This is a genomic window from Pedobacter jeongneungensis (assembly GCF_039538295.1).
Taxonomy (GTDB): domain Bacteria; phylum Bacteroidota; class Bacteroidia; order Sphingobacteriales; family Sphingobacteriaceae; genus Pedobacter; species Pedobacter jeongneungensis.
Genome location: NZ_BAABBY010000009.1, coordinates 75815 through 99191, shown reverse-complemented (window position 1 = coordinate 99191; position 23377 = coordinate 75815). Strand labels below are relative to the sequence as shown.

Genomic DNA, 23377 nt, shown 5'->3' with positions numbered 1-23377 from the left:
AATTTATTAGTCGTAAAAATTCCAGGTTACGCCAAACTTTAACAATGCATCCTGCATCGGGTACCGGTTTACAGTGTAGTATCCCCGCTGAAATAAACCCTGGTTTACGAAATCGTATTTCACAAATATGTTTGCCCGTTTTAAATTGGCTTTAAAGAAAACATCTACAATTGGTTTTGAGGCAAATGTTATCGGATTGGTTTCATCTATATAAAACTGCGCAGTAGCAGGCGAATACAGGTAATTTGCATATTCAGAATTGTACCTTACATCAAAACCGATGTTTGCTTTTAGTACCTTAAAAAAGGTATTATCGAAATAAATACTGTTATAAGTATAAAAATCAGGAGTTCTTAAGATGGCATTGTTATCGGTTTTCTGGTAGGCGATGTAATTTTCCATTGCAAACCTTCCAAACCTCCATTTTTTAGATACATCTATCCTGATCAGGCTGATATCGGCAGTGGCCTGTTTAGGTAAAATAGCCGTGGTACCATTAGAATGATCGGCTCCGAAATACAGGTAATTACTGGTTAAAATATACCGGGCCCCTGCATTCAGGCCATATTTATCATTGATATAATTGAATGATAAGTTGGCAATTTTAGTGTTTTTAAAATCGTTATTGGTCCACTGGTAGTGGTTGCCATGGTAATAATTAAATATGGTTGCCGGCGATTGGTTCTGTGCGTAAGCACCCAGCTCTATCCGTCCGATTGATTTGCTCAGCAAAATTTTACTTTTAGCTTCGTAGAGGTAATCGCCCGCGTTTTCGCCCTGCAAAATCTGCTCAACATTTAAGTTAAAATCAATATTGGAAGAGAAACGATATCCTGCAGCACCCAAAATGGTTATATTCTGATAAGCAAAACGGCTTCGCTCGTAATTTGTTCCATCCTGTTTAATGCCCAAAAATTCGTGTTTGTAATAATCGTGCCTTACCCCGGCATCAACCTTTAATTCATTTTTAATCAGTGAAGAATTTTTTGGCCTTAAGAAAAAGCTATAAATAAATTCATTTTTAATGTGCTGCACATGGGTAGAATCGTTTGTAAAGGTTGTACTGTTTATCCCTGGAGGCAATACATTGTTCGGATCGGTACCATTTTTATAAAAATCGTAACTGTCGTTATTGTACTCAAAAGTATAGGTAACCTTATTAGTCGGCAAAACAGCATTATTTGCATTTGCCGAAGTATCAATCCGGCCAACGTAATAAGTCTGCTTTAAAAACACGGTATTTTTCTTATACATGTTTCTTGAATCCGTCAGGTTTACAGCCTCACCATCCCTGCTGATGGCGTTATATCCCGGATCGAAGATATTCTGTGCCACAACCGATCCATTCTCGTAACCCCGCATGGTGTTAAAAATTGCAGAGGCCCACATGTTATAACGCTTGCTTGGCGATTGGTACCAGGAGAAAACGGCAACATTTAAATTATCACCGCGTTGCCTTACATAGAAACCCTTGGAATCTCCCCGGTTAAAATTTACGCCAACATTCCAGTTTTTCTTGATGTTCTGGCTGTGTATAGCCCTGAAAAGCTGTTCCTTTTGTCCGGCACTAACAAAGTATAAACTGGTAAAGGGGGTTCTGGCCTGATAGTAAATGATATCTTCAGGCGTTAAGGCGTAATAATCGAGCGAGTGGAAACCTACATCGAAACCGATTCTTTTACTTGGCTCGTACAATAAAGGCCTTGCAGATAAGCCCATGTTTCCGGTGCTGATGGTAGGGTGCATGGGTTGCAAAAGCGGACTATAATTCTGAATGTTAACCGTAGAGGTATCTAAAGGCAACAGTACAATGCTATCTTTACTGAGGCCAAGTTTGGTATAACGGATATACCTTGCAGTAAAAACCACCGAATCTTTTCCGCCATCCAGTTTCTTCCGAACAGAATCGAGCTCTTTGTTGGTACCCACATTTGTTTTTAAATCTTGTGCAAAGGCTTTATTGATGCCGGCAAGCATGAAGACTAAAAAACAGATTTGAACGATTTTACGCATGTTACAATTCAGAAATTAAGCGGGTTAAAATTTCTGTCATCTTCGGTTCGGCCTTTGCCGCAGCGGCTAAAATTTCATCTAAGTTAAAAGGCTGCAGATCTTCAGGGAAACCTTCATCAGTAAGTACAGAAATGGCGAAAACCGGTAAACCGGCATGATTGGCCACAATTACTTCCGGTACGGTACTCATACCCACAGCGTCGGCACCAATTAAACGTAAATATTTATATTCTGCCTTGGTTTCTAAATTCGGACCAGAAACGGCAACATATACGCCTTTATGGCATTTTATATCTACATTTTTTGCAATTTCTAAAGCTTTGGCAATAATATCGCGTTTATAAGGCTGGCTCATATCTGGAAAACGCGGACCTAATTCACTTTCAATGATGCCACGTAAGGGATTATCGGGCTGTAAGTTAATGTGATCTTCAATAATCATTAAATCGCCTTTTTTAAATTCAGGGTTTAATGAGCCTGCTGCATTGGAAACGATCAGGTTTTCGATACCCAAACCTTTCATTACCCTTACCGGAAAGGTAATCTGCTGCATGCTGTATCCTTCGTAATAGTGCAAACGACCCTGCATGGCAATAATTTTCTTACCATTCAGTGTACCAAAAATAAGTTTGCCGCTATGAAATTCTAATGTGGAAATGGGAAAGTTTGGGATATTAGAATACATCAACTGATGTTCTACTTCGATTTCTTTTACCAGGCCACCTAAGCCAGTACCTAAAATAATGCCAATTTCTGGTTTAAAATTTTCGGTTTTGCGTTTTATATATTCAACGGTTTCTTCTATTGCTCTTAACATAATTTAAAATGAGTTCGTCAAAGGTAATCTTATCTTCTTCAAATAATTCAACCTCTATGGGTAAATAATATACAGGTAAATCTAACAGTAAATCTTCAAATCCGGTAGCTCTTAAACGCTTGCTATCCTTTTCTGTTGTGATGATGATTTTTTCTTTTTTAATCCCGGCCAGAAAAGTGTTTTTAAACTTTCTGATATCAGCTTCCTTAAAAGCATAATGATCAGGAAATTCTTCGTGTTTAATGGTTTTGGAATATTTTCCAAGTTCTTCTATTAAAGGTTCCGGATTGGCAATACCGGTTAAAAGGTAAATTTCAAAATCTTTTACCGATTCGAGTTCGCGGGTTTCTTTTCCATATAAATGAACCAGCTTACCATACTTTAAATACGAATGTAATACAGGCTGACTGGTATTGGGCTGAAGCTCATTTATTGAGGCTTGTTGTGCTACGTGTAATAGAGGAACCGGCGATTTGGTAACCAATAATACATCTGCCCGTTTACGCGAAGAAAAAACATCCCTCAAATTACCCGCCGGCAGTAAAAACTGTAAAGTCCCTAATTTTCTGAATTCGAACAGCAGGATATTAAAACCTGCCTGTACCGCACGGTGCTGAAAGGCATCATCGAGGATAATGAGATCATGGTTTTCTTTTAGCTGGTTGATACCTTTTACACGGTCTTCGCACACGGCAACAGTTACGCTGCTAAATTTCTGATGGTACTGTAAAGGTTCATCACCAATGGTTTCGGCGGTTGCAGTGGCATCGGCAAGGATAAATCCCTTCGTTTTGCGGCCATAACCCCTGCTTAAAATCGCGATTTTATGATCGGCAAGCAACCTCACCAGATATTCAACGGTGGGTGTTTTTCCAGATCCGCCAACAGCCAGATTCCCCACGCAGATTACGGGCAGATCAAACTTTACAGAACGCAGCATCCCCCAATCGTATAATTTTTTACGGAGGGTAATCGCCAATCCATATAGCAGTGAAAAAGGGAGCAGTAAAAGACGCAGGTAGTTTAGTAACATATCGTGGTTTCAAAAATACTGATTATTTAAAAAAGAAAGGCATTTGTACCGGCATGCCATTAAAGCAACCCCTGAGCGGAGGAAATGGTTTGGAAAGATGTATAATGGAAGATGGATGATGGAAGATGGGAGATGGAATGATCAATAATCAATTTCAAATGATCAGTAACTAAGTGCACTAATGAACAATGAACCCATAACCTGTTTTCAGTTGGCGATTACCAATCAACAAATGACTAATGAACAATTTAGCCACAGATGCACTGATTTACACTAAATATTTTTTTGCATCATGCTGACCAATGAACTAATGACTAATGAACAATTGAACTAATAAATCAACTATAATTTAAGTTTTTTTATTATCATTGTTATTTATCAAAACATAATTTAATGTCTCCTAGTAAAAGATTAGTTGTTGGCCAGGGCCAGATCAGTGGATATATTTCTATTTTCTTAGCCGTACTGGCACTTTTAGGGATCCTATGTTTTCATTATCCTGAAAAGCTAACCACCCCCGAATTCCGCGAAATATACACCAAAGAAAGCATGGAAGCTTTAATGCTGGGTGGCGTTATTGCCTGTTTCTTTTTTTCTTTGTTGAGTTTAATCCTCAGCAAAAAAATTAAATGGGCCTGGCCGGGTTTTGCATTGGGCGCCTTAGCGGTAATATTAGGCGCATTAAGTGTAGAAGGCAGGGATGTAGCCAAATCGAGCTGGCATTTCGGTTTAGACTGGATGATCTTAGACCTGCTTTTGATGGTCGCTATTTTTGTTCCTTTGGAGTTATTCTTTCCAAAAAATAACGAGCAAACCAAATTTCACGAAGAGTGGCGCACTGATTTAACCTATTTTGTAATCAGCCACCTGTTTATTCAGTTTTTTGGCATTATTACACAAAAACCGGCCGTATTATTTTTTGGCTGGATGGGATTAGATAAAGTACATGCATGGGTACAGGGTTTGCCTTTTATAGTGGCTTTGTTCCTGGCATTCTTTAGTACAGATCTGTTTCAGTATTGGGCACATCGTTTTTTCCATACTCGTGTAGCTTTATGGCGTTTCCATTCGATACACCACTCTACGCAGAATATGGATTGGCTGGCCGGAAGCCGCACCCATTTTATCGATATCTTTTTTACCCGGGCCATGACTTTTATTCCGCTTTACGTTTTAGGTTTCTCATCGACGGTTTTTAACGTGTACATTATTTTCATTGCGATACACGCCGTATTGATCCATGCCAACACCCGCATTAATTTCGGGCCGCTTAAATACATTTTTACTACCCCACAATACCACCACTGGCACCATTGCGAAGACCCGAAATATTACGGACATAATTTTGCCTCTATATTTCCATTTATCGACATGATGTTCGGCACCTATTACTTACCGGGCAAGGAATGGCCGGCCGGAACGGGCGTACACGAGGCAGCCTACCCGAAAGGTTTTGTTAAACAATCTATTTATCCTTTTACCAAAAGTCCGTTTGATACCGATTTAAATATGGAAGAACGGAGCGACAGGTAGTGCTAACGCTCGTTTCTAACGAGCGTTGAATAAATCATCGTTTTAAACGATGTAATCATAAAGCGATTATACATCCTAATCATTAGGAAAGCAATGCCTGCAGTAAAGATCAATGTTAGCCGGGCTTTTTAAGCTAACGCTCGTTTCTAACGAGTGTTGAATAAATCATCGTTTTAAACGATGTAATCATAAAGCGATTATACATCCTAATCATTAGAAAAGCAATGCCTGCAGTAAAGATCAATGTTAGCCGGGCTTGCCGCTAAATCTTTTGTTTTTGAAGGAAAACAAAAGTATATCGCTGCAATCCCGTTTAATTAATACCGGCAGTGCTGCTGTTAAAGGTTTTTAAACCCGGTGAGGCTGTTAATTTTTAAGCTAGCGCTCGTTTCTAACGAGTGTTCAATAACTCATCGTTTTAAACGATGTAATCATAAAGCGATTTCTGCACTCGTTTGGAAACGGGCGCAAACGCGTTAAAGACTTGCAACCGGAACAAACAGAAATTTAAAGTGTTATATTAGCGTTCCATCTCATCTTATGCAGTCCGAAACAGAAATTTTAATTATTGGAGGCGGATTGGCAGGCTTAACTGCTGCACTCCACCTGAATAAGCTCGGGCTAAACGTGATACTGATTGAGCAAGATCCCTATCCCCATCATAAAGTTTGCGGCGAATACATTTCGAACGAAGTACTGCCCTATTTTAAATGGCTCGGCCTCAATATTGAAAGCCTTATGCCTGCTTTAATCAGCGAGCTGCTTTTTACTTCCCTTTCTGGCAAAAGCATACAAACGAAATTACCACTTGGCGGTTTCGGACTTAGCAGGTACACGATAGACCACTACCTCTATACCGAACTTATCAGTAGAAATGTAAAGGTAATCCACGATCGCGTTGTGCAGGTGAATTTCGCTAACGATCAATTTATAGTAGAAACAGCAACCAATAGTTTTACTGCAGCCTATGTTATCGGCGCTTATGGAAAAAGATCAGCAATCGATGTTAAACTAAACCGGAAATTCATCAGCAAGCAATCGCCATATCTGGCTGTAAAGGCACACTATCAGGCAGATTTCCCTAACGATGTGGTTAGCCTGCATAATTTCGAAGGCGGCTATTGCGGGGTTTCCAAAGTAGAAAATAACCGGTTAAACATTTGTTACCTCGCCAATTACGAAAGTTTTAAAAAGCACAAAAACATTCTGGCCTATCAGGAAAATATCCTTTACAAAAACAGTTACCTGAAAGCGATTTTTGAAAAAGCAGAAAATTTATTCGACACGCCTTTAACCATCAGTCAGGTTTCCTTTGAAGCCAAAGAACCGGTATATAACCACATTTTAATGACTGGAGATACCGCCGGACTTATCCATCCACTTTGTGGAAATGGCATGGCGATGGCTATTCACAGTGCCAAAATCGTTTCAACACTATTACATCAAAAAATAAATGGTAAAATCAGCTCCCGCGCCACGCTGGAAAATTATTATACCATGCAATGGAACAGGGAATTTAAAAACCGCTTAAAAATGGGCAGGATTTTATCTTCTTTGCTTAAAAATAATAACCTTGAGCGTTTTACGATGAATACTTTAGGTAAAATGCCCTTTTTGCTCAACCAAATTATTAAACAAACCCACGGAAAACCGATTACCATTACAACATAAATGCCTGTAGATACCACATATAGAAGCAATGCACCCGAAATTATGGACGATTTTGCCATGGAAGGCGAAATATTACGCGATGCACTGGATAAAATAGCCAGCATTAACCAACTCCTGGGCGGCAATAAAGTTACATTAGACGGAGTTAAAAAATTAACCGGCAGCAAACCAAAGGATGAACTGATACGTATTACTGATATTGGCTGCGGAAACGGCGATATGCTGCGCACTTTAGCCGGTTATGCCAAAAGGAAAGGTTTAAATTTTATCTTAAAAGGAATTGATGCCAACAGGTTTACCATCGATCATGCGAAAAGTTTATCCGGAAACTATCCCAATATCACTTACGATTGCAGCGATATTTTTGAAGACCTGGGCAAAGATGAACCCTGCGACATTATGCTTTGCACCTTAACCCTGCATCATTTTAAGGATGAAGAAATTATTGCGCTGCTGGAAAATTTTAAAAGATCGGCCAGATTGGGCATTGTGATTAACGATTTGCAGCGAAGTGCACTGGCTTACCGGCTTTTTAAAGCCTTATGTTATGTGTTCCGTTTAAACGATATGTCGCGCGAGGATGGATTGGTATCAATCCTCCGCGGGTTTAAAAGAGCCGACCTGGTTAAATATGCGAAACAATTACACCTTAAATCGGGTTCGATAAAATGGAAATGGGCTTTCCGCTACCAATGGATAATTAAAACAATATGAGCGTAACCGTAAAAGCAGTAAGCAAAGCCTTGCCCGAATTCTGGCGATCAACAGATGAGATTTTGCCATTCCTCGATGTTTGGTTAAAAGACCAGGACGAACGCTTCGTAAGAAAAGTAAAAAAGATTTTCGAAGGTGCAGCGGTTGATAAACGCTATTCGTTTATGTCGCCCGAAGAAGTTTTTAGTGATTTAAGCTTTGAAGAGCGGAATAAGATTTATGTACGCGAAGGCATCAAACTAGGCGCTAAATGTTTGGGCTCGGCACTCGAAAAAGCAGGCTGGCAGGCGCAGGATCTGGATTACATCATTACGGTGAGCTGTACCGGTATTATGATCCCCTCTCTGGATGCCTACCTGATCAATTTATTAAAACTCCGTCAGGATGTGGTGCGTTTGCCCGTAACCGAAATGGGCTGTGCCGCGGGTGTATCAGGTATGATCTACGCCAAAAACTTTCTGAAAGCAAACCCAGGCAAACGGGCAGCAGTTGTGGCTGTAGAATCGCCAACCGCAACCTTTCAGCTTAACGATTTCTCGATGGCCAATATTGTGAGTGCGGCCATATTTGGCGATGGCGCTGCCTGTGTACTCTTAAGTTCGGACGAAGAAGACAGCGGACCAGAGATCTTAGCCGAAGAAATGTACCATTTTTACGATGCAGAAGAAATGATGGGTTTTCAGCTTACCAACACCGGCTTGCAAATGGTATTGGATATTGCGGTGCCCGAAACCATTGCAGCGCATTTCCCTGATATTATCCATCCCTTTCTGGCCAAAAATAACCTCGAAATTAAAGACATCGACCATTTGATTTTTCACCCGGGAGGGAAAAAAATTATTCAGATTGTAGAAGAATTATTCAGCGAACTCGGTAAAAACATAAACGAAACAAAAGAAGTTTTACGGCTTTACGGAAATATGAGCAGCGCAACAGTTCTTTATGTTTTAGAACGCATGATGGATAAAAATCCCGCACCCGGAGAAAAAGGTTTGATGCTTAGTTTTGGCCCGGGTTTTTCTGCACAAAGAATATTATTGCAATGGTAAGTTCATTCCATCATTCACTCATTCCATCCCTCAATCATTCACACATTCAATCCTTCTTTCATTCCATCATTCAATAATCCATGACAAAACACGAAATATTAGCTAAACTCCCCTATGGCAAATCCTTTCTATTTGTTGATGAGTTATTGCACGTTGACGAAAACGGCGCGAAGGGAGCATTTACTTATGCCGAAAACCTCTTCTTTTATGAAGGCCATTTTAAAAACCATCCGGTTACTCCGGCGGTTATCCTCACCGAAACCATGGCACAGATCGGTTTGGTATGTCTGGGAATTTATTTGTTAAAAGATAACCACACTGAACATCAGCTATCAATTGCGATGACTTCGAACGCCATCGACTTTTTAAAACCGGTTTATCCTGGCGAAAAAGTGGTGGTTACGAGTGAGAAAGTTTATTTCAGGTTTAACAAACTGAATTGCAAAGTAAAAATGGAAAATGAGGGTGGTGAGTTGGTTTGCAAAGGAAATATTTCGGGCATGTTAATTACAAAAAGCAATGGATAACAGGGTTGTAATTACCGGTTTGGGCGTATGCGCGCCGAATGGAACCACGATTCCGGAATTTTCGGATGCGATTAAAAACGGACGTTCGGGCATTCGCCATCAGCCTGACCTGGAAGCGTTAAATTTCTCCTGTCAGATTGCCGGCAAACCCGAATTGAGCGAAGAAAGGATCAGTCAGTATTTTACCCCGCTCGAGCTCCGCAATTTAAACAGCAGCGGTATTGTTTACGGTGTAATTGCAGGATTGGATGCCTGGAAAGATGCAGGTTTACCAATAGAGAATAACGATGAACCCGATTGGAACAGCGGAACTGTTTTCGGAACGGGAACTTCAGGTATCGATAAATTCAGATGGGCCATTAATAAAATTGATGAGCTCGAAATCAAAAAACTGGGAAGCACGGTAGTGATACAGACCATGGCCAGCGGAGTGAGTGCATTTATCAGCGGCAAACTCGGATTGGGCAACCAGGTGAGCACCAATTCATCGGCCTGTGCAACCGGAGCCGAAAGCATTTTACTGGCTTACGAAAGGATTAAATCCGGTCAGGCTACAAGAATGCTGGCGGGGAGCACCAGCGATAGCGGCCCGTACATTTGGGGCGGTTTTGATGCCATGAAGGTTTGCACCTTTAAACACAATCACGAACCGGAAAGCGGCAGCAGGCCAATGAGTACAACCGCAAGTGGTTTTGTGCCGGGAAGCGGTGCAGGTGCACTGGTGTTAGAATCGCTTGAAAGTGCCCTTGCCAGAAATGCCAGAATTTATGGCGAAGTACTGGGTGGGCATGTCAACTCTGGCGGTCAGCGGGGTTCAGGTACGATGACTGCACCTAATCCTGATGCCGTTCAGCGATGTATTAAAGCGGCACTGCAAAGCGCAGGCATACAAGCGGCAGAAATTGATGTGATTAACGGTCACCTTACCGCTACCACCAAAGATGCCCTCGAAATCCAAAACTGGAAAGCAGCATTGCAACTACCTGCAGGTCGTTTTCCCTACATTAACTCATTAAAAGGCATGATCGGGCATTGTATTGCCGCTTCGGGCAGTATAGAATGTGTGGCTTCCATACTCGAATTGGCCGAAGATTTCATTTTCCCGAACATCAACTGTGAAGATTTAAGTGCAGAAATTAAGGAATTAATCCCTGAAAAAAGCATTCCCCAAACCTTAATCCTCGAGCCGGTTAATATCTTAGCTAAAGCCAGTTTCGGGTTTGGCGACATTAACGCCTGCGTAATTTTTAAAAAATACATCTCATGAATAAAGAACAAATTATCGAAGCTTTAAAAACCATCGTTCAGCCTTATAGCGAAGAAACCTCGGCTTTGGCCCATATTGATGAAAATACCGATTTTATCAACGATTTAAAGATCAACTCAGCCAACCTGGTTGATATTATTCTTGATATTGAAGAGAAATTTAATATCGAAATAGACAACGATTCGATGGCAAAAATGCTCAATGTAAAAGCTACAACAGCTATTATAGCATCAAAACTGGAAGCGCGTGACGGGCAATGATATTGTTGATTTAGACCTTGCCAAAACACAGAGCAACTGGCGGCGTAAAAATTACCTCAATAAGATTTTTACTGCTGAAGAACAGCTATTGATTGCATCTGCAGAAAATCCTGATGCGATGGTCTGGCTGTTGTGGAGCATGAAAGAATCGGCCTATAAAATCCATAACCGTAAAACCGGCCTCCGGAATTTTGCTCCTAAAGGTTTAAAGTGTATGATTCATTCGAATACTTATGGCGAAGTAAATATTGATGGCGATACCTATTTCACCAAAAGTAATATCCAGACACCGTTTGTGCATACCATTGCCTCAGCTGTTTACAAGCACCTGGAGGAGATTAAAATCTCGATTTATGGAGCTCCGGATCATCTTTTCGATTATAAAAGTACTAACCCGGCCTGTGTGAGCCATCATGGCAGGTACCTGGCTTTGGTGTATTAATTCCAGAGTTGGCAACTTTATTAGCAGTGTAACCAGAAAGTTGTCAACACTCAGAAACCACCTGTATTGGTGCTGGCCTAACATATAACAAGTATGTTTTTTTAAATTCCACAACAAAAAAAGATGCACTAAAAACTATTTGTAAGTATAAAAAGCCGTTTAATACCACCTTTTTAGAATACTCCCTGGCGGCAAGTCGCCCCACAAAAAACATTCAGATAAAAATTCCTTAAAAAAATAATACTAATTTATAATTTATTAAAAAATCTCTTAAATTAGCTATCGGAATATAATTAATATTACATTTCAGCTCATCCCGATTATTAAATCTAAAGCAATCCCTGGCTTTAGGCAAATCATCCCACAGTAACCGTATTAAAGATGAAACATTTAATAATAAACATATGAGTACATCTAATCAAATTTCACTGGAAATACCCGCAGCGGTAATTGCAAAAGCCCTGAAAGCCTTGCAGGAAAGCAAAGCTGCCCTGGCCCCTTATTTACGTGCCCTTAGCGATGACGAAAAAAAATCGTTGTTTAAAATGGGCGATAAAACCATAGCAACTGTAAAAAAGGTGAAGTCGTATATCGAAACAAATCCGGAATTTGTTCCTGCTTACATGGATAAGGCTGAGTTTTTAAAAGATGAGCAACTTGCCGCACAACTTAGTCCTTTAAGCAGTTTGGCAGAACAACTTGCTTCCGATCTTGATGACACCGTGGTGCTCGCCGGAAGCGATGCAATATCATCGGCATTGCTTTATTATGGACAGGTTAAAGAAGCTTACGCTAAAGGAGTACCTGCTTCTAAGCCAATTTATGAAGATTTAAGCCAAAGATTTGCAAGAAAAGGGTCTAAATCAATTTAAGATTGAACTAAAAGGCACTTAGAACATATTTTACCTTCTAAGTGCCTTTGCATGATAGAGATTAGTATTAAAAAACAAAGAAAACACCATCCGCTTCTTCCTATCGATACCTCCGTCATCATCATTTGAGTATCTTATACCCGTAATTGACACTATTTACCTCAACCGCGAGACTATTAGTCTCAAATTTGAGTCTTTTATACTCACCATCCACACTATTTACCTCAACCACGAGACTATTAGTCTCAAATTTGAGTCTTTTATACTCACCGCCCACACTATTTACCTCAATCACGAGACTATTAGTCTCAAATTTGAGTCTTTTATACTCACCACCCACACTATTTACCTCAACCGCGATACAAATTATCTTTTCATATCCCCTGATCAGGAATTATTCTACTATTTTTTGATTATCATCATCGCTACCGCAGTGAAGAAATTTCAAACCACGCCGTTATTTCTTTACTTCTAGCTTCTGAAGATTAAAATCTTTTGCGATGCTGCGGCCTAAAGATTCAGCTATTTCACCAAAGAGAAGAACAGTTAAAACAATACTCCAGATGATAGATAATGTCTTTTTTTCCATTGTAGTAATTTTTAAAAAATGGTTGATAAGATCAGTTAATTTACTTTTTTAAAGTAAGTAAATATAAGGAATAACAGATTCATACCACCATTCAGATTAGCCGGATTTTAACCACAACTCCTTTAAAATTATCTGTTCAATAATTCCCTTTCCACAAACAAACGTTTGCCCTGTTTTCTTACAGAATTATAGAATTGCCTAGCTCAAAAAGCCTTATCTTTGCTCAAATCATAAAAAATAAAATATGCTTAAAGGATTTTTTAACGTACCCACTCCGGTAAACGAACCTATATTAAATTATGGCCCGGGCAGTAAAGAACGTGCACTTTTAAAAGAAGCACTTGCCGAAGCCCGCGCACAGCAACAGGATATTCCGATGTATATCGGCGGAAAACAGGTTCATACTGCCAAAAAAGGTAAAGTTGTTCCTCCACACGATCACCAACATATTTTAGCCCAGTTCAGCATTGGCGATAAAACACATATTTCACAAGCGATTGATGCAGCTTTGGCGGCAAAACAAGACTGGGAAAACCTGGCCTGGGAACACCGTGCGGCCATTTTCTTAAAAGCTGCCGATCTGATTGCCGGTAAATACCGCTATAAATTAAACGCTGCGACCATGTTGGGTCAAAGTAAAAATGCTTACCAGGCCGAAATTGATGCTGCCTGCGAGCTGATCGATTTCTTACGTTTTAATGTAAGCTACATGGTTGATATTTACAAACAACAACCTCCTGTTTCTCCCCGCGGAAGCTGGAACCGTGTAGAGCAACGCCCTTTAGAAGGTTTTGTTTTCGCCCTTACCCCTTTCAACTTTACTGCAATTGCAGCTAATTTACCGGCATCTGCAGCCATGATGGGTAATGTTGTGGTTTGGAAACCAGCCGATACACAGGTTTATGCTGCCAACCTTTTAATGGAAATTTTCCGCGAAGCAGGTGTACCTGATGGTGTAATCAATCTGGTATATGCCGATGGTCCTGAAACCGGCGAGGTTATTTTTAACCACCCTGATTTTGCAGGTATCCACTTTACAGGATCAACCAAAGTATTCCAGGAAATCTGGAAAACAATCGGAACAAACATCCACAAATACAAATCATATCCACGTATTGTGGGCGAAACCGGAGGAAAAGATTTTATCCTTGTTCACCCCTCAGCACAAACAAAAGCAGCCAGTACCGCTATCGTACGTGGTGCTTTCGAATACCAGGGACAAAAATGTTCTGCGGCCAGCCGTGTGTACATTGCAGAAAGCCTTTGGCCTGAAATTAAAGAGCAAATGTTAGCCGATCTTGCCACTTTTAAAATGGGCGGAACGGAAGATTTCAGCAATTTTATCAACGCCGTTATCGACGAGCGTTCTTTTGATAAACTGGCTAAATACATTGATCAGGCTAAACAGGATCAGGGTGTAGAAATTATTGCCGGTGGTAACTACGATAAATCTAAAGGTTATTTCATAGAACCAACCATTTTAGTGGTTGATGATCCGAAATATACCACCATGAGCGAAGAATTGTTCGGTCCGGTTTTAACCGTGTATGTTTATGCCGATCAGGATTTCGATCAGGTGCTGGAACTAATTGATACTACTTCGCCTTATGCTTTAACCGGTGCTTTAATTGCTCAGGACAGGTATGCGATTGAAAAAGCGAGTCATGCCCTACGTAATTCGGCTGGTAACTTTTACATCAACGATAAATGTACCGGTGCCGTTGTAGGCCAGCAACCATTTGGTGGTGCAAGAGGTTCGGGTACTAATGATAAAGCCGGATCGATGATCAATTTATTGCGCTGGGTTTCTCCACGTACCATTAAAGAGGTTTTCGAATCGCCGACTGATTACCGTTACCCTTTCTTAGCAGAAGATTAATATTTACACATCAGGCCAGGCAATTATTGTCTGGCCTTTTTTATGCCTGACCGAATACCCTTTCTAACCATGAACCACAAATTTTTACTTTCCTTATTAGCTTTTTTAGCAAGCTTTAATTTTTACGCATCCGCACAAAAGAAACCCAACGTTATTATCATCTATGCTGATGATTTAGGTTATGGCGACCTGAGCTGTTATGGCGCAACAAAAATAAAAACCCCTAATATTGATGCGCTGGCCAAAAACGGATTAAGGTTTACCAATGGCCATGCCACGGCTGCTACCTGTACCCCTTCGCGTTATTCGTTAATGACCGGACGATATGCCTGGCGCAAAAAAGGAACCGGCGTTTTACCTGGCGATGCGGCATTGATTGTCCCAACCGATAACACTTCGCTCCCATCCATTTTCCAGCAGGCGGGCTATAAAACCGGTCTCGTGGGTAAGTGGCATTTAGGTTTAGGTACTGCCGTAGAAAAAGACTGGAATAAAGAAGTAAAACCTGGCCCCAAAGAAGTAGGATTCGATTATTCGTTCATTTTTCCGGCCACTGCCGATCGTGTGCCGACTGTTTTTATGGAAAATCAACTGGTGGTGGGTTTAGATGCGAAAGATCCGATTACGGTTGACTACAAAAACCCGATTGGCACCGATCCAACAGGAAAAGATCATCCGGAATTGTTAAAAATGCCTGCGGAAGTAAATCACGGACATAACATGACGATTGTAAACGGCATTGGCCGGATTGGTTACATGCAAGGTGGAAAACTGGCCCGCTGGACCGATGAGGAACTCCCTTTTACTTTTTTAACCAAAGCCAAAAATTTTATTGAAGACCATAAGGAACAGCCATTTTTTCTGTACTATGCCTTAACCGAACCACATGTACCACGTTTACCAGCTACCATGTTTAAAGGCAAAAGTGAACTCGGCTACCGCGGTGATGTAATTTTACAACTCGATTGGGCGGTTGGCGAAATCACCAAACAACTGAAATACTTAGGCCTGGACAAAAACACCATGATTATTTTCAGTAGCGACAATGGTCCGGTAATTATGGATGGATATGAAGATCAGGGTGCTGAAAAATTAAACGGACATAGCCCCGCTGGGCCGTTACGCGGCGGGAAATACAGCATTTTAGAAGGCGGCACCCGCGAACCTTTTATCATTTCGTGGCCGGCAAAAATAAAACCCGGCGTTTCTGATGCCCTGGTATCGCAGATTGATTTTCTGGCATCCTTTGCCGGTTTTTTCAACTTAGAAAGTAAAAATGCGATTGATAGCAAAAACCAATGGAATGCTTTTATTGGAAAAGACCCGAAAGGACGTGATTTTTTTATCGAACAGAGCGGCCAGCTGGCAATAGTTAAAGATCACTGGAAATACATCAGGCCATCAAAAGGAGAAGCATATTATAAACTTACCCATACGGATAGCGGCAACCTGCCAGCTGCCCAATTGTATAATTTAAGCGATGATGTTGGCGAAAAGAATAACCTTGCATCAAAATATCCCGAAAAAATAAAAGAACTGGAAGCTTTGCTGAGCGCAGAAGAAGCAAGGACGAGGTAAGAGAACAATACTTAACAACAATTTCATCAAAGAGTCGTCATTGCGAGAAGGCTTTTTCAGCCGACGAAGCAATCTTTCATACCCGCGAGTCTGGGAACAAAGATTGCTTCGTCGTTCCTCCTCGCAATGACGACTTTTCGCCCTACCCAACCACCAACATCCTCTTATACTCTTTCGGCGTAACCCTTTTGCCTGTTTAAAAAATTATTAAAGTGAAAAAGGTTTTTAAAACCACAAGCATAAGCCGGCTGGTGTAAATCCGAAATAACACTTTCTCCATGATGAAGAGAATATAATGGACTACGATTGGTCATCCGGGATAAAAACCCGCAGATTGCTGCCAAATAAACCAAAACCAATCTGCAACTGTGCTGTTCTATATAAATAGTTAATACCTGAAATTATGGAAAGTACAAAAGATAACAACGAGAATTTAGGCGATAAAAATGCAGATAATTCGGCAGATAAAACCAACATGCCCGATCAGCTGGTTCCGCGCCACCGCAGCAACGATAGCGAAAAGAAAAACACCGTAGAAAGCGATGCCGGTAACCTGGGCAGGAATTTTGGAAGAGGCGATTTTGGCTCTGAAGAAGCCAGGGAAGATGCCGAAAAAGGCAATAAAGGCCATGCAGGCAATATGCCGAACAGCACCGAAAAATAAAAGCCCCCGATGTAAAATCGGGAGCTTCTCCTAACAACTAAAAAATAACACCTGTAGGGTGTTTTATCCTACTTTAAATGCAGGGGCAACATCATCAAGGCAAGTACAGGTTACTTTTAAATCTTTGATGATTCCTGTTTTTAAGCTATAAACCCAGGCATGCACGGCTAATTCCTGTCCGTTGGCCCATGCACTTTGTACAATCGAAGTATTGGTTACATTCGCAGCGCCCTCAATCGCATTTAATTCTACCAGGCGGTCAAAACGTTGATCCGGATCTTTAATGGTAGCCATCTCACGTTCGTGCGTACGGTACACATCCCGGATATTTCTCAACCAGTTGTCGATAATGCCAACCTGTTTATTGCCCAAAGCAGCTTTAACACCACCGCAACCATAATGGCCGCAAACAATAACATGTTTTACTTTTAACACATTAATCGAATAATCGAGTACCGAAAGCAAGTTCATATCCGTATGCACCACCACATTGGCAATGTTTCTGTGTACGAAAATATCGCCTGGCCTGGTATTCGTAATCTGGTTGGCCGGCACTCGGCTGTCAGAACAGCCAATCCATAATACCGGCGGACTCTGCCCTTCTGAAAGTTTATCAAAAAAGGCAGGATCACTGTCTATCGTATCTTTAACCCAGTCTTTATTACCCTGTAATAAGCTCTCGTAGGTTATATCTTTCGTATCTATTGTTTTTGCGCACATAATTATATTTTATTAATGTCTTCTTCTACTTTTATATTCAATTTCGGTACAGAATAATGTTTCTGTATGTTTTCTAAAGTTACGATAATGCCCTTTGTATAAGCATTATGTTTGTAATTGTAAATGGTTTCCAATACATCCGGATCAATGTACCTGGCATTCGAACCATCAATGATTACATTGGTTTCTTTGGGGATATTTGTTAAAACTACCTGTATCGCTGCTTTATTTAAAAAGGAAACCTCTTCTGCCAGTTTAATCCTGATGTTCTTTTTATCCCCTTCGTTCGAGATCCTGTAAAAGAAGGGGTTGCGCATATTCGTCCTCAACAAATAGAAAACCGAAACCAGCATACCAACGGCCACACCTTTTAACAAATCGGTAAACAAAACCGCCACAACGGTAATTACAAACGGAACAAACTGGTCCCAGCCTTTGTGGTACATGTGTTTAAACAAACCAATGCGGGTTAATTTATAACCGGTTACCAATAAAATAGCGGCTAAACAGGATAGCGGAATCATATTGATCAAACCCGGAATAAACAACAGCGATAACAACAGCCAGGTACCGTGAAAAATGGCCGACATTTTGGTTCTCCCACCCGCATTTACATTGGCCGAACTCCGCACAATTACCGATGTCATAGGCAAACCACCAACCATTCCGCTGGTAATGTTACCTATACCCTGTGCAATTAATTCCCTGTTTGTTGGGGTTACCCGCTTAATCGGATCTATTTTATCCACCGCCTCAATACTCAGCAAGGTTTCTAAACTGGCCACAATAGCAATGGTTAAAGCTACAATGTAAACATTTTTATTGGCCAGTTGTGAAAAATCAGGCAGGGTAAATAAGCCCAGAAATTCGCCAAAACCGCTTACCACCGGAATTTTAACCATCTGGTCAGCACGTAGCGGATGATCGGTACCGGCAAACAACAGCGTTCCTAAAACACCCAAAGTTACCACCAGCAAAGGTGCAGGTACCACGGCCAGTTTCGGAAATTTAGGCCAGATAATCAAAATGGCAATCGATAATAAGCTGATAACCACCGCTGCCAAACTAAAATGGCTTAGCGCTGCTGTAATCGCAGAAAAAGTATTTTCGTGATCTTGTTGAAAGAATCCTTCATCACCTGTAAAATCGGTATCAACGCCCAGCGCATGCGGCAACTGTTTTAAAATCAAAATCAGTCCGATGGCTGCAAGCATCCCTTCAATTACGCTCGATGGAAAGTAATTACCAATCGTTCCGGCTTTAACCAGGCCTAAAATCAACTGGAAAACCCCGGCCAGTACCACAGCAAGTAAAAAGGTTTGATAGTTGCCCAAAGAGGTAATGGCACCCAGCACAATAACGGTTAAACCTGCCGCGGGGCCACTTACACTCAGCTGTGAGCCACTAAAAGAAGCAACCACTATTCCGCCTATAATGCCGGTTATTAAACCCGCAAACAATGGTGCACCCGAGGCCAGTGCAATACCCAAACACAATGGCAATGCCACTAAAAACACTACAATACTTGCAGGTAAATCTTTCTTTAAATTCTTTTTAAGAATATATTTCTTCACATCCGAACCTGAAAAGGCCGGGTTAAACTTTTGCATAACGATATAATTATCTGGTAAATTTTAACGAATAAATCGCGGGGGAAATATTAATGGCATACTGAGCATAGCAGAACAAAACCACGTAAAATTTATTAACATGGCAATACTCCATTAAAAAATCAGGTACAAATAATTTACCCCAATAACAAGAACTAGATAAAGTTAGGCGGCGGTGTGGGCACCGTAGGATGATATGGATCTACATATCTTTTGAAGTGTTCGATAAAACTGCTCTTCAAAATGAAGTGACTAGAAGAGAACTCGTAGGAAAAGATAGGATGATTGAGTTCTACAAGTTTAAAATCAGTAAACTTTGCGGTGTCTTTGGCGGTATCCTTCCCGCCGTCATGCTCTAACTCAATCTGCATGATTACGGCGTTCATGATTTCCTTGTCGATACTTGTACAAAAAACCGGTGCACCAGAAATACCCATCTTCGCCATGAAGATGAACATGAATGCGGTGACGATTATATACTTGTATTTCCTTAAAAACATTTGCTGATTCTAATGTCGTTTTAATACTAACGTTTACAAAAATAAACGGATAATTGGTTTTTCAATGCTTTAGGCTGTAAAAAAAATGTAATTTAAGTAAAATGCAGGCAGGCATGATGCAAAAAAAGGTTATTGGTTTGTTTTCGCCTCATTCAAACCTCAAAGGTTTTTAAAACTTTAAAATGTTCTTTAGTTATTCTTAGATGGCTAAGGTGGTTATTTTTTTTGGAAATGAAGGGTTCGGTTTCTATGGCGGCTTCAGTCCCGCTATCGCTTTACTCCGTTGCACTTCGTGTTCGCTCCTATCGGGTTTATTAACAAGGGCAGTGGCGCCATCGCATTATTCAAACCCCGCATCCTAAACAGCACTTGCGCTCGTTTCTAACGAGTGCTCGAATAGCTAAGCGATTTTATCGTTTTAAACGATAAACCATTCAACGCCCGTTAAAAACTGTTTGTTTCCAATACAAAATCATTCACTCCTGACTATTTTCTTATCCCCTTAGCCTTGCATTACCGCCAGTAATTTTTAATTTTAAAATCTCATAGCTTCAGCAATGGATAAAAAAATAGCATTACTTAAAGATAAAATCAACCAGGCCAATCTTGGCGGCGGTCAGGCCCGTATTGATAGTCAGCATAAAAAAGGTAAACTTACTGCCCGCGAGCGCATCCATTTTTTAATGGACGAAGGCAGTTTCGAAGAAATCGGCATGTTGGTTACCCACCGCAGCACCGATTTCGGCATGGAACGTGAAAAATACCTAGGTGATGGTGTGGTAACCGGTTACGGAACCATTAACGGGCGCTTAACCTATGTTTTCTCTCAGGATTTTACCGTATTTGGTGGCTCCTTATCCGAAACCCATGCCGAAAAAATCTGCAAGTTAATGGATATGGCCATGAAAAATGGTGCACCGCTAATCGGCTTAAACGATAGTGGTGGTGCACGTATTCAGGAAGGTGTGGTTTCTTTAGGTGGTTACGCCGATATTTTCTATAAAAACGTACAGGCATCAGGTGTTATTCCGCAGCTATCGGCCATTATGGGTCCATGTGCCGGTGGAGCGGTATATTCTCCCGCCATTACCGATTTTATCCTGATGGTAGAAAATACCTCTTACATGTTTGTTACCGGTCCTAATGTGGTAAAAACGGTAACACACGAAGAAGTAACTTCAGAAGAATTGGGCGGTGCCAGCACTCATGCTACAAAATCGGGTGTCACCCATTTTGCCTGTGCCAACGAAATCGATGCCATTAACCATGTAAAAAAATTACTGAGCTATATGCCTCAGAACTGTGAGGAAATTGCCGGTCATTTACCTTACGAAGCTGCCGACGAAAACCGTCCGGAGCTGAATACTTTTATGCCCGAAAACGCTTCACAACCTTACGATATCCGCGAAGTAATTAGCACAGTGACAGATACCGATAGCTTTTTAGAAGTACATGCTGCTTTTGCAGAAAATATTGTGGTAGGCTTTGCCCGTTTAGCAGGCAGAAGCATTGGCATTGTAGCCAATCAGCCCGCTTATCTGGCAGGTGTTTTAGATAGCAATTCTTCGAATAAAGCCGCTCGTTTTGTCCGCTTTTGCGATTGTTTTAACATTCCTTTACTCGTATTTGAAGATGTTCCCGGCTTTTTGCCCGGTACTGATCAGGAGTGGAACGGCATTATTACCAACGGGGCAAAATTATTATATGCCTTTAGCGAAGCTACGGTGCCACGCATTACCGTGATTACCCGAAAAGCCTATGGTGGCGCCTACGATGTAATGAACAGTAAACACATTGGTGCAGATATGAACTATGCCTGGCCAAGTGCCGAAATTGCGGTAATGGGTGCCAAGGGTGCGGCAGAAATCATTTTTAAAAGAGAAATTACCTCAGCAGAAAACCCCGAAGAAAAATGGCTGGAGAAAGAAAAACTCTATTCTGATATCTTTGCTAATCCTTACCGTGCAGCAGAACGCGGCTTTGTTGATGAAGTAATCGAACCTGCCCAAACCCGTATAAAGTTGATAAAAGCTTTCAGGATGTTAGAAAATAAGGTAGTAAATAACCCCCGAAAGAAACATGGAAATATACCTTTGTAATGATGGAAAATGGATGAGGTAAGATGGATAATGGACTAATTTCCCTTCACCCATTTTACATATTTACATTATACTTCATGGAAGATGGATGAGATAAGATGGATAATGGACTAATTCCCATCACCCATTTTACATATTTACATTATACGTCATGGAAGATGGATGAGGTAAGATGGATAATGGACTAATTTTCCATCACCCATTTTACATATTTATGTTACACTTAACGGAAGATGGATAAAGTAAGATGGTAAATGGACTAATTCCACCCTCATCCATTTTACATTATACATCTTACATATTAACACCATCATCCGTTTTACATACTTACATCTTATATTTCTAATTACATTTTACATCATCCTACATGTTAAAAAAAGCAGACATCTTGCTCATGGCTTTTTGCACAGGCCTCATTGTTGCAAATATTTACTACTGCCAGCCATTGGTAATCTTAATTGCTAAAGATTTTAATCTTACAGAAACCGATGCAGGAAAAATTACCTACCTCACGCAAATTGGTTACGCTTTAGGACTTTTTCTTTTAGTGCCGCTCGGTGATATGTTTGAGCGTAAAAAGCAAATCCTCATTATAACCGGTCTGGCTATTTTTGCCTTGCTGGTGGCAGCTCTCTCACATACCTTTTTCATATTGGAAGTAGCTTCCATCCTGATCGGAACCTGTTCCATCGTACCTCAATTAATTTTGCCTTTGGCAGCCAATTTAAGCACCGATGAAAACCGTGGGGCAAATATTGGTATGATTATGAGCGGTTTACTGGTTGGTATTTTAGCCTCGCGTGCAGTAAGCGGAAGCATTGGCTTCTGGCTGGGCTGGAGAGCGGTTTATTATATTGCTGCCGCAATTTGCGGATTACTAATTTTCCTGATGGCTAAACGTTTTCCGCAAAGTTACCCTGCATTTAAGGGCACCTACAAAGAACTGATGCGCTCGATGTTCAGCTACATCAAAACCCAGCCTGCATTAAGGGAAACATCAATCATTAACTTTTTGGCCTTTGCCATTATCAGTGCATTCTGGACCACCATGGTGCTATTTCTCGCCAATCCGCCATTTAATTTTCAAACTTTACAAATCGGATTATTTGGCATAGCAGGCGCTGCAGGTGCACTTGCCGCACCACTGGTTGGGAAACTAAGCGATGGCAACAATCCACGGAAAAACCTGATGATCGGCTTTATCCTGCAGATCGTTAGTATCGCTTTATTCTATTTTACAGGCGATCATCTATTCCTGTTTGTAATCGGCATTGTATTAATCGATATCGGTCAGCAGGCCATCCATGTAACCAACCAAACCCGCATTTATACGTTAATACCCGAAGCAAGAAACCGGCTGAATACTATTTTTATGTCGGTAAGCTTTATCGGTGCCAGTTGTGGCTCTGCACTGGGTTTGTGGCTTTGGGGTCAGGGTGGCTGGGCATTGTTTTGCTACGGCATGACGGCGATCATCGTTCTCAATATTTTAATTTATCAGTTTTACGGAAGAAAAAAACAAATAACTAACCAATAAAAT

Annotated in this window: 21 protein-coding genes; 14 read left to right on the top strand and 7 right to left on the bottom strand. The window is 40.9% G+C overall.

Features of this window, described 5'->3' with window-relative positions; all coding sequences use genetic code 11:
• Positions 1-6: 6 nt before the first annotated feature.
• Genes ABD769_RS18165 through lpxK form a run of 3 tightly spaced genes read right to left on the bottom strand, consistent with a single transcriptional unit; the run spans position 7 to position 3863 of the window.
• Positions 7-2013: a putative porin gene (locus tag ABD769_RS18165; protein ID WP_344852788.1), complete on the bottom strand. Its 2007-nt coding sequence runs from the start codon at positions 2011-2013 to the stop codon at positions 7-9.
• Between the two features lies 1 nt (position 2014).
• Positions 2015-2830: a purine-nucleoside phosphorylase gene (locus ABD769_RS18160; RefSeq protein ID WP_187591642.1), complete on the bottom strand. Its 816-nt coding sequence runs from the start codon at positions 2828-2830 to the stop codon at positions 2015-2017.
• Positions 2802-3863 (bottom strand): tetraacyldisaccharide 4'-kinase, encoded by a 1062-nt coding sequence (gene lpxK / locus ABD769_RS18155; protein WP_344852787.1) that lies wholly within the window; start codon positions 3861-3863, stop codon positions 2802-2804. Before lpxK ends, ABD769_RS18160 begins: the two co-directional genes overlap by 29 nt.
• Before the next feature lie 393 nt (positions 3864-4256).
• Here lpxK and ABD769_RS18150 point away from each other — a divergent pair, with 393 nt between their 5' ends.
• From ABD769_RS18150 to ABD769_RS18110, 9 genes are all read left to right on the top strand, one after another.
• On the top strand, positions 4257-5396 hold the full coding sequence (locus tag ABD769_RS18150) for a sterol desaturase family protein (RefSeq protein WP_344852786.1): 1140 nt from the start codon (positions 4257-4259) through the stop codon (positions 5394-5396).
• Between the two features lie 540 nt (positions 5397-5936).
• Positions 5937-7067: an NAD(P)/FAD-dependent oxidoreductase gene (locus ABD769_RS18145; protein WP_344852785.1), complete on the top strand. Its 1131-nt coding sequence runs from the start codon at positions 5937-5939 to the stop codon at positions 7065-7067.
• On the top strand, positions 7068-7781 hold the full coding sequence (locus ABD769_RS18140; protein ID WP_344852784.1) for a methyltransferase domain-containing protein: 714 nt from the start codon (positions 7068-7070) through the stop codon (positions 7779-7781).
• A complete protein-coding gene (locus tag ABD769_RS18135; RefSeq protein ID WP_344852783.1) occupies positions 7778-8830 on the top strand; it encodes a type III polyketide synthase in 1053 nt (350 codons plus the stop codon). The genes ABD769_RS18140 and ABD769_RS18135 overlap by 4 nt, the downstream gene beginning before the upstream one ends.
• Before the next feature lie 80 nt (positions 8831-8910).
• Positions 8911-9357 carry a 3-hydroxyacyl-ACP dehydratase FabZ family protein gene (locus ABD769_RS18130; protein ID WP_344852782.1) on the top strand — a complete coding sequence of 149 codons (447 nt, stop codon included), beginning with the start codon at positions 8911-8913 and terminating at the stop codon, positions 9355-9357.
• Entirely contained in the window at positions 9350-10624 is a 1275-nt protein-coding gene (locus ABD769_RS18125) for a beta-ketoacyl-[acyl-carrier-protein] synthase family protein (RefSeq protein WP_344852781.1), read from the top strand. The genes ABD769_RS18130 and ABD769_RS18125 overlap by 8 nt, the downstream gene beginning before the upstream one ends.
• Positions 10621-10884, top strand: a complete 264-nt coding sequence (locus ABD769_RS18120; RefSeq protein WP_344852780.1) for an acyl carrier protein — start codon at positions 10621-10623, stop codon at positions 10882-10884. Before ABD769_RS18125 ends, ABD769_RS18120 begins: the two co-directional genes overlap by 4 nt.
• Positions 10871-11326, top strand: coding sequence for a 4'-phosphopantetheinyl transferase family protein (locus ABD769_RS18115; RefSeq protein WP_344852779.1), 456 nt, complete (start codon positions 10871-10873; stop codon positions 11324-11326). Before ABD769_RS18120 ends, ABD769_RS18115 begins: the two co-directional genes overlap by 14 nt.
• A gap of 404 nt (positions 11327-11730) precedes the next feature.
• The gene (locus ABD769_RS18110) at positions 11731-12198 is read left to right on the top strand and encodes a hypothetical protein (protein WP_344852778.1); all 468 of its coding nucleotides are present in this window, start codon (positions 11731-11733) and stop codon (positions 12196-12198) included.
• 457 nt (positions 12199-12655) lie between these two features.
• Here the strand turns inward: ABD769_RS18110 and ABD769_RS18105 are convergent, their stop codons facing one another.
• Positions 12656-12787, bottom strand: coding sequence for a hypothetical protein (locus ABD769_RS18105; protein ID WP_344852777.1), 132 nt, complete (start codon positions 12785-12787; stop codon positions 12656-12658).
• A 244-nt stretch (positions 12788-13031) separates the two neighbouring features.
• Here ABD769_RS18105 and pruA point away from each other — a divergent pair, with 244 nt between their 5' ends.
• From pruA to ABD769_RS18090, 3 genes are all read left to right on the top strand, one after another.
• On the top strand, positions 13032-14666 hold the full coding sequence (gene pruA / locus ABD769_RS18100; RefSeq protein ID WP_344852776.1) for an L-glutamate gamma-semialdehyde dehydrogenase: 1635 nt from the start codon (positions 13032-13034) through the stop codon (positions 14664-14666).
• A gap of 69 nt (positions 14667-14735) precedes the next feature.
• A complete protein-coding gene (locus ABD769_RS18095; protein ID WP_344852775.1) occupies positions 14736-16244 on the top strand; it encodes a sulfatase family protein in 1509 nt (502 codons plus the stop codon).
• Positions 16245-16647: 403 nt separating this feature from the next.
• Entirely contained in the window at positions 16648-16908 is a 261-nt protein-coding gene (locus ABD769_RS18090; protein ID WP_344852774.1) for a hypothetical protein, read from the top strand.
• A gap of 63 nt (positions 16909-16971) precedes the next feature.
• Here ABD769_RS18090 and can read toward each other — a convergent pair whose 3' ends face one another.
• From can to ABD769_RS18075, 3 genes are all read right to left on the bottom strand, one after another.
• The gene (can, locus tag ABD769_RS18085) at positions 16972-17628 is read right to left on the bottom strand and encodes a carbonate dehydratase (RefSeq protein ID WP_344852773.1); all 657 of its coding nucleotides are present in this window, start codon (positions 17626-17628) and stop codon (positions 16972-16974) included.
• Between the two features lie 2 nt (positions 17629-17630).
• Positions 17631-19238: a SulP family inorganic anion transporter gene (locus tag ABD769_RS18080; RefSeq protein WP_344852772.1), complete on the bottom strand. Its 1608-nt coding sequence runs from the start codon at positions 19236-19238 to the stop codon at positions 17631-17633.
• A gap of 155 nt (positions 19239-19393) precedes the next feature.
• On the bottom strand, positions 19394-19738 hold the full coding sequence (locus ABD769_RS18075; protein ID WP_344852771.1) for a hypothetical protein: 345 nt from the start codon (positions 19736-19738) through the stop codon (positions 19394-19396).
• A gap of 557 nt (positions 19739-20295) precedes the next feature.
• Here ABD769_RS18075 and ABD769_RS18070 point away from each other — a divergent pair.
• Entirely contained in the window at positions 20296-21837 is a 1542-nt protein-coding gene (locus tag ABD769_RS18070) for an acyl-CoA carboxylase subunit beta (RefSeq protein ID WP_344852770.1), read from the top strand.
• A 367-nt stretch (positions 21838-22204) separates the two neighbouring features.
• Entirely contained in the window at positions 22205-23374 is a 1170-nt protein-coding gene (locus ABD769_RS18065; protein ID WP_344852769.1) for an MFS transporter, read from the top strand.
• Positions 23375-23377 lie beyond the last annotated feature (3 nt).

What these genes read in the sequence shown, in the direction of transcription:
- ABD769_RS18165 (WP_344852788.1), bottom strand. Translation starts at nt 2,013, where the DNA reads ATGCGTAAAATCGTTCAAATCTGTTTTTTAGTCTTCATGCTTGCCGGC.
- ABD769_RS18160 (WP_187591642.1), bottom strand. Translation starts at nt 2,830, where the DNA reads ATGTTAAGAGCAATAGAAGAAACCGTTGAATATATAAAACGCAAAACC.
- lpxK (WP_344852787.1), bottom strand. Translation starts at nt 3,863, where the DNA reads ATGTTACTAAACTACCTGCGTCTTTTACTGCTCCCTTTTTCACTGCTA.
- ABD769_RS18150 (WP_344852786.1), top strand. Translation starts at nt 4,257, where the DNA reads ATGTCTCCTAGTAAAAGATTAGTTGTTGGCCAGGGCCAGATCAGTGGA.
- ABD769_RS18145 (WP_344852785.1), top strand. Translation starts at nt 5,937, where the DNA reads ATGCAGTCCGAAACAGAAATTTTAATTATTGGAGGCGGATTGGCAGGC.
- ABD769_RS18140 (WP_344852784.1), top strand. Translation starts at nt 7,068, where the DNA reads ATGCCTGTAGATACCACATATAGAAGCAATGCACCCGAAATTATGGAC.
- ABD769_RS18135 (WP_344852783.1), top strand. Translation starts at nt 7,778, where the DNA reads ATGAGCGTAACCGTAAAAGCAGTAAGCAAAGCCTTGCCCGAATTCTGG.
- ABD769_RS18130 (WP_344852782.1), top strand. Translation starts at nt 8,911, where the DNA reads ATGACAAAACACGAAATATTAGCTAAACTCCCCTATGGCAAATCCTTT.
- ABD769_RS18125 (WP_344852781.1), top strand. Translation starts at nt 9,350, where the DNA reads ATGGATAACAGGGTTGTAATTACCGGTTTGGGCGTATGCGCGCCGAAT.
- ABD769_RS18120 (WP_344852780.1), top strand. Translation starts at nt 10,621, where the DNA reads ATGAATAAAGAACAAATTATCGAAGCTTTAAAAACCATCGTTCAGCCT.
- ABD769_RS18110 (WP_344852778.1), top strand. Translation starts at nt 11,731, where the DNA reads ATGAGTACATCTAATCAAATTTCACTGGAAATACCCGCAGCGGTAATT.
- ABD769_RS18105 (WP_344852777.1), bottom strand. Translation starts at nt 12,787, where the DNA reads ATGGAAAAAAAGACATTATCTATCATCTGGAGTATTGTTTTAACTGTT.
- pruA (WP_344852776.1), top strand. Translation starts at nt 13,032, where the DNA reads ATGCTTAAAGGATTTTTTAACGTACCCACTCCGGTAAACGAACCTATA.
- ABD769_RS18095 (WP_344852775.1), top strand. Translation starts at nt 14,736, where the DNA reads ATGAACCACAAATTTTTACTTTCCTTATTAGCTTTTTTAGCAAGCTTT.
- ABD769_RS18090 (WP_344852774.1), top strand. Translation starts at nt 16,648, where the DNA reads ATGGAAAGTACAAAAGATAACAACGAGAATTTAGGCGATAAAAATGCA.
- can (WP_344852773.1), bottom strand. Translation starts at nt 17,628, where the DNA reads ATGTGCGCAAAAACAATAGATACGAAAGATATAACCTACGAGAGCTTA.
- ABD769_RS18080 (WP_344852772.1), bottom strand. Translation starts at nt 19,238, where the DNA reads ATGCAAAAGTTTAACCCGGCCTTTTCAGGTTCGGATGTGAAGAAATAT.
- ABD769_RS18075 (WP_344852771.1), bottom strand. Translation starts at nt 19,738, where the DNA reads ATGTTTTTAAGGAAATACAAGTATATAATCGTCACCGCATTCATGTTC.
- ABD769_RS18070 (WP_344852770.1), top strand. Translation starts at nt 20,296, where the DNA reads ATGGATAAAAAAATAGCATTACTTAAAGATAAAATCAACCAGGCCAAT.
- ABD769_RS18065 (WP_344852769.1), top strand. Translation starts at nt 22,205, where the DNA reads ATGTTAAAAAAAGCAGACATCTTGCTCATGGCTTTTTGCACAGGCCTC.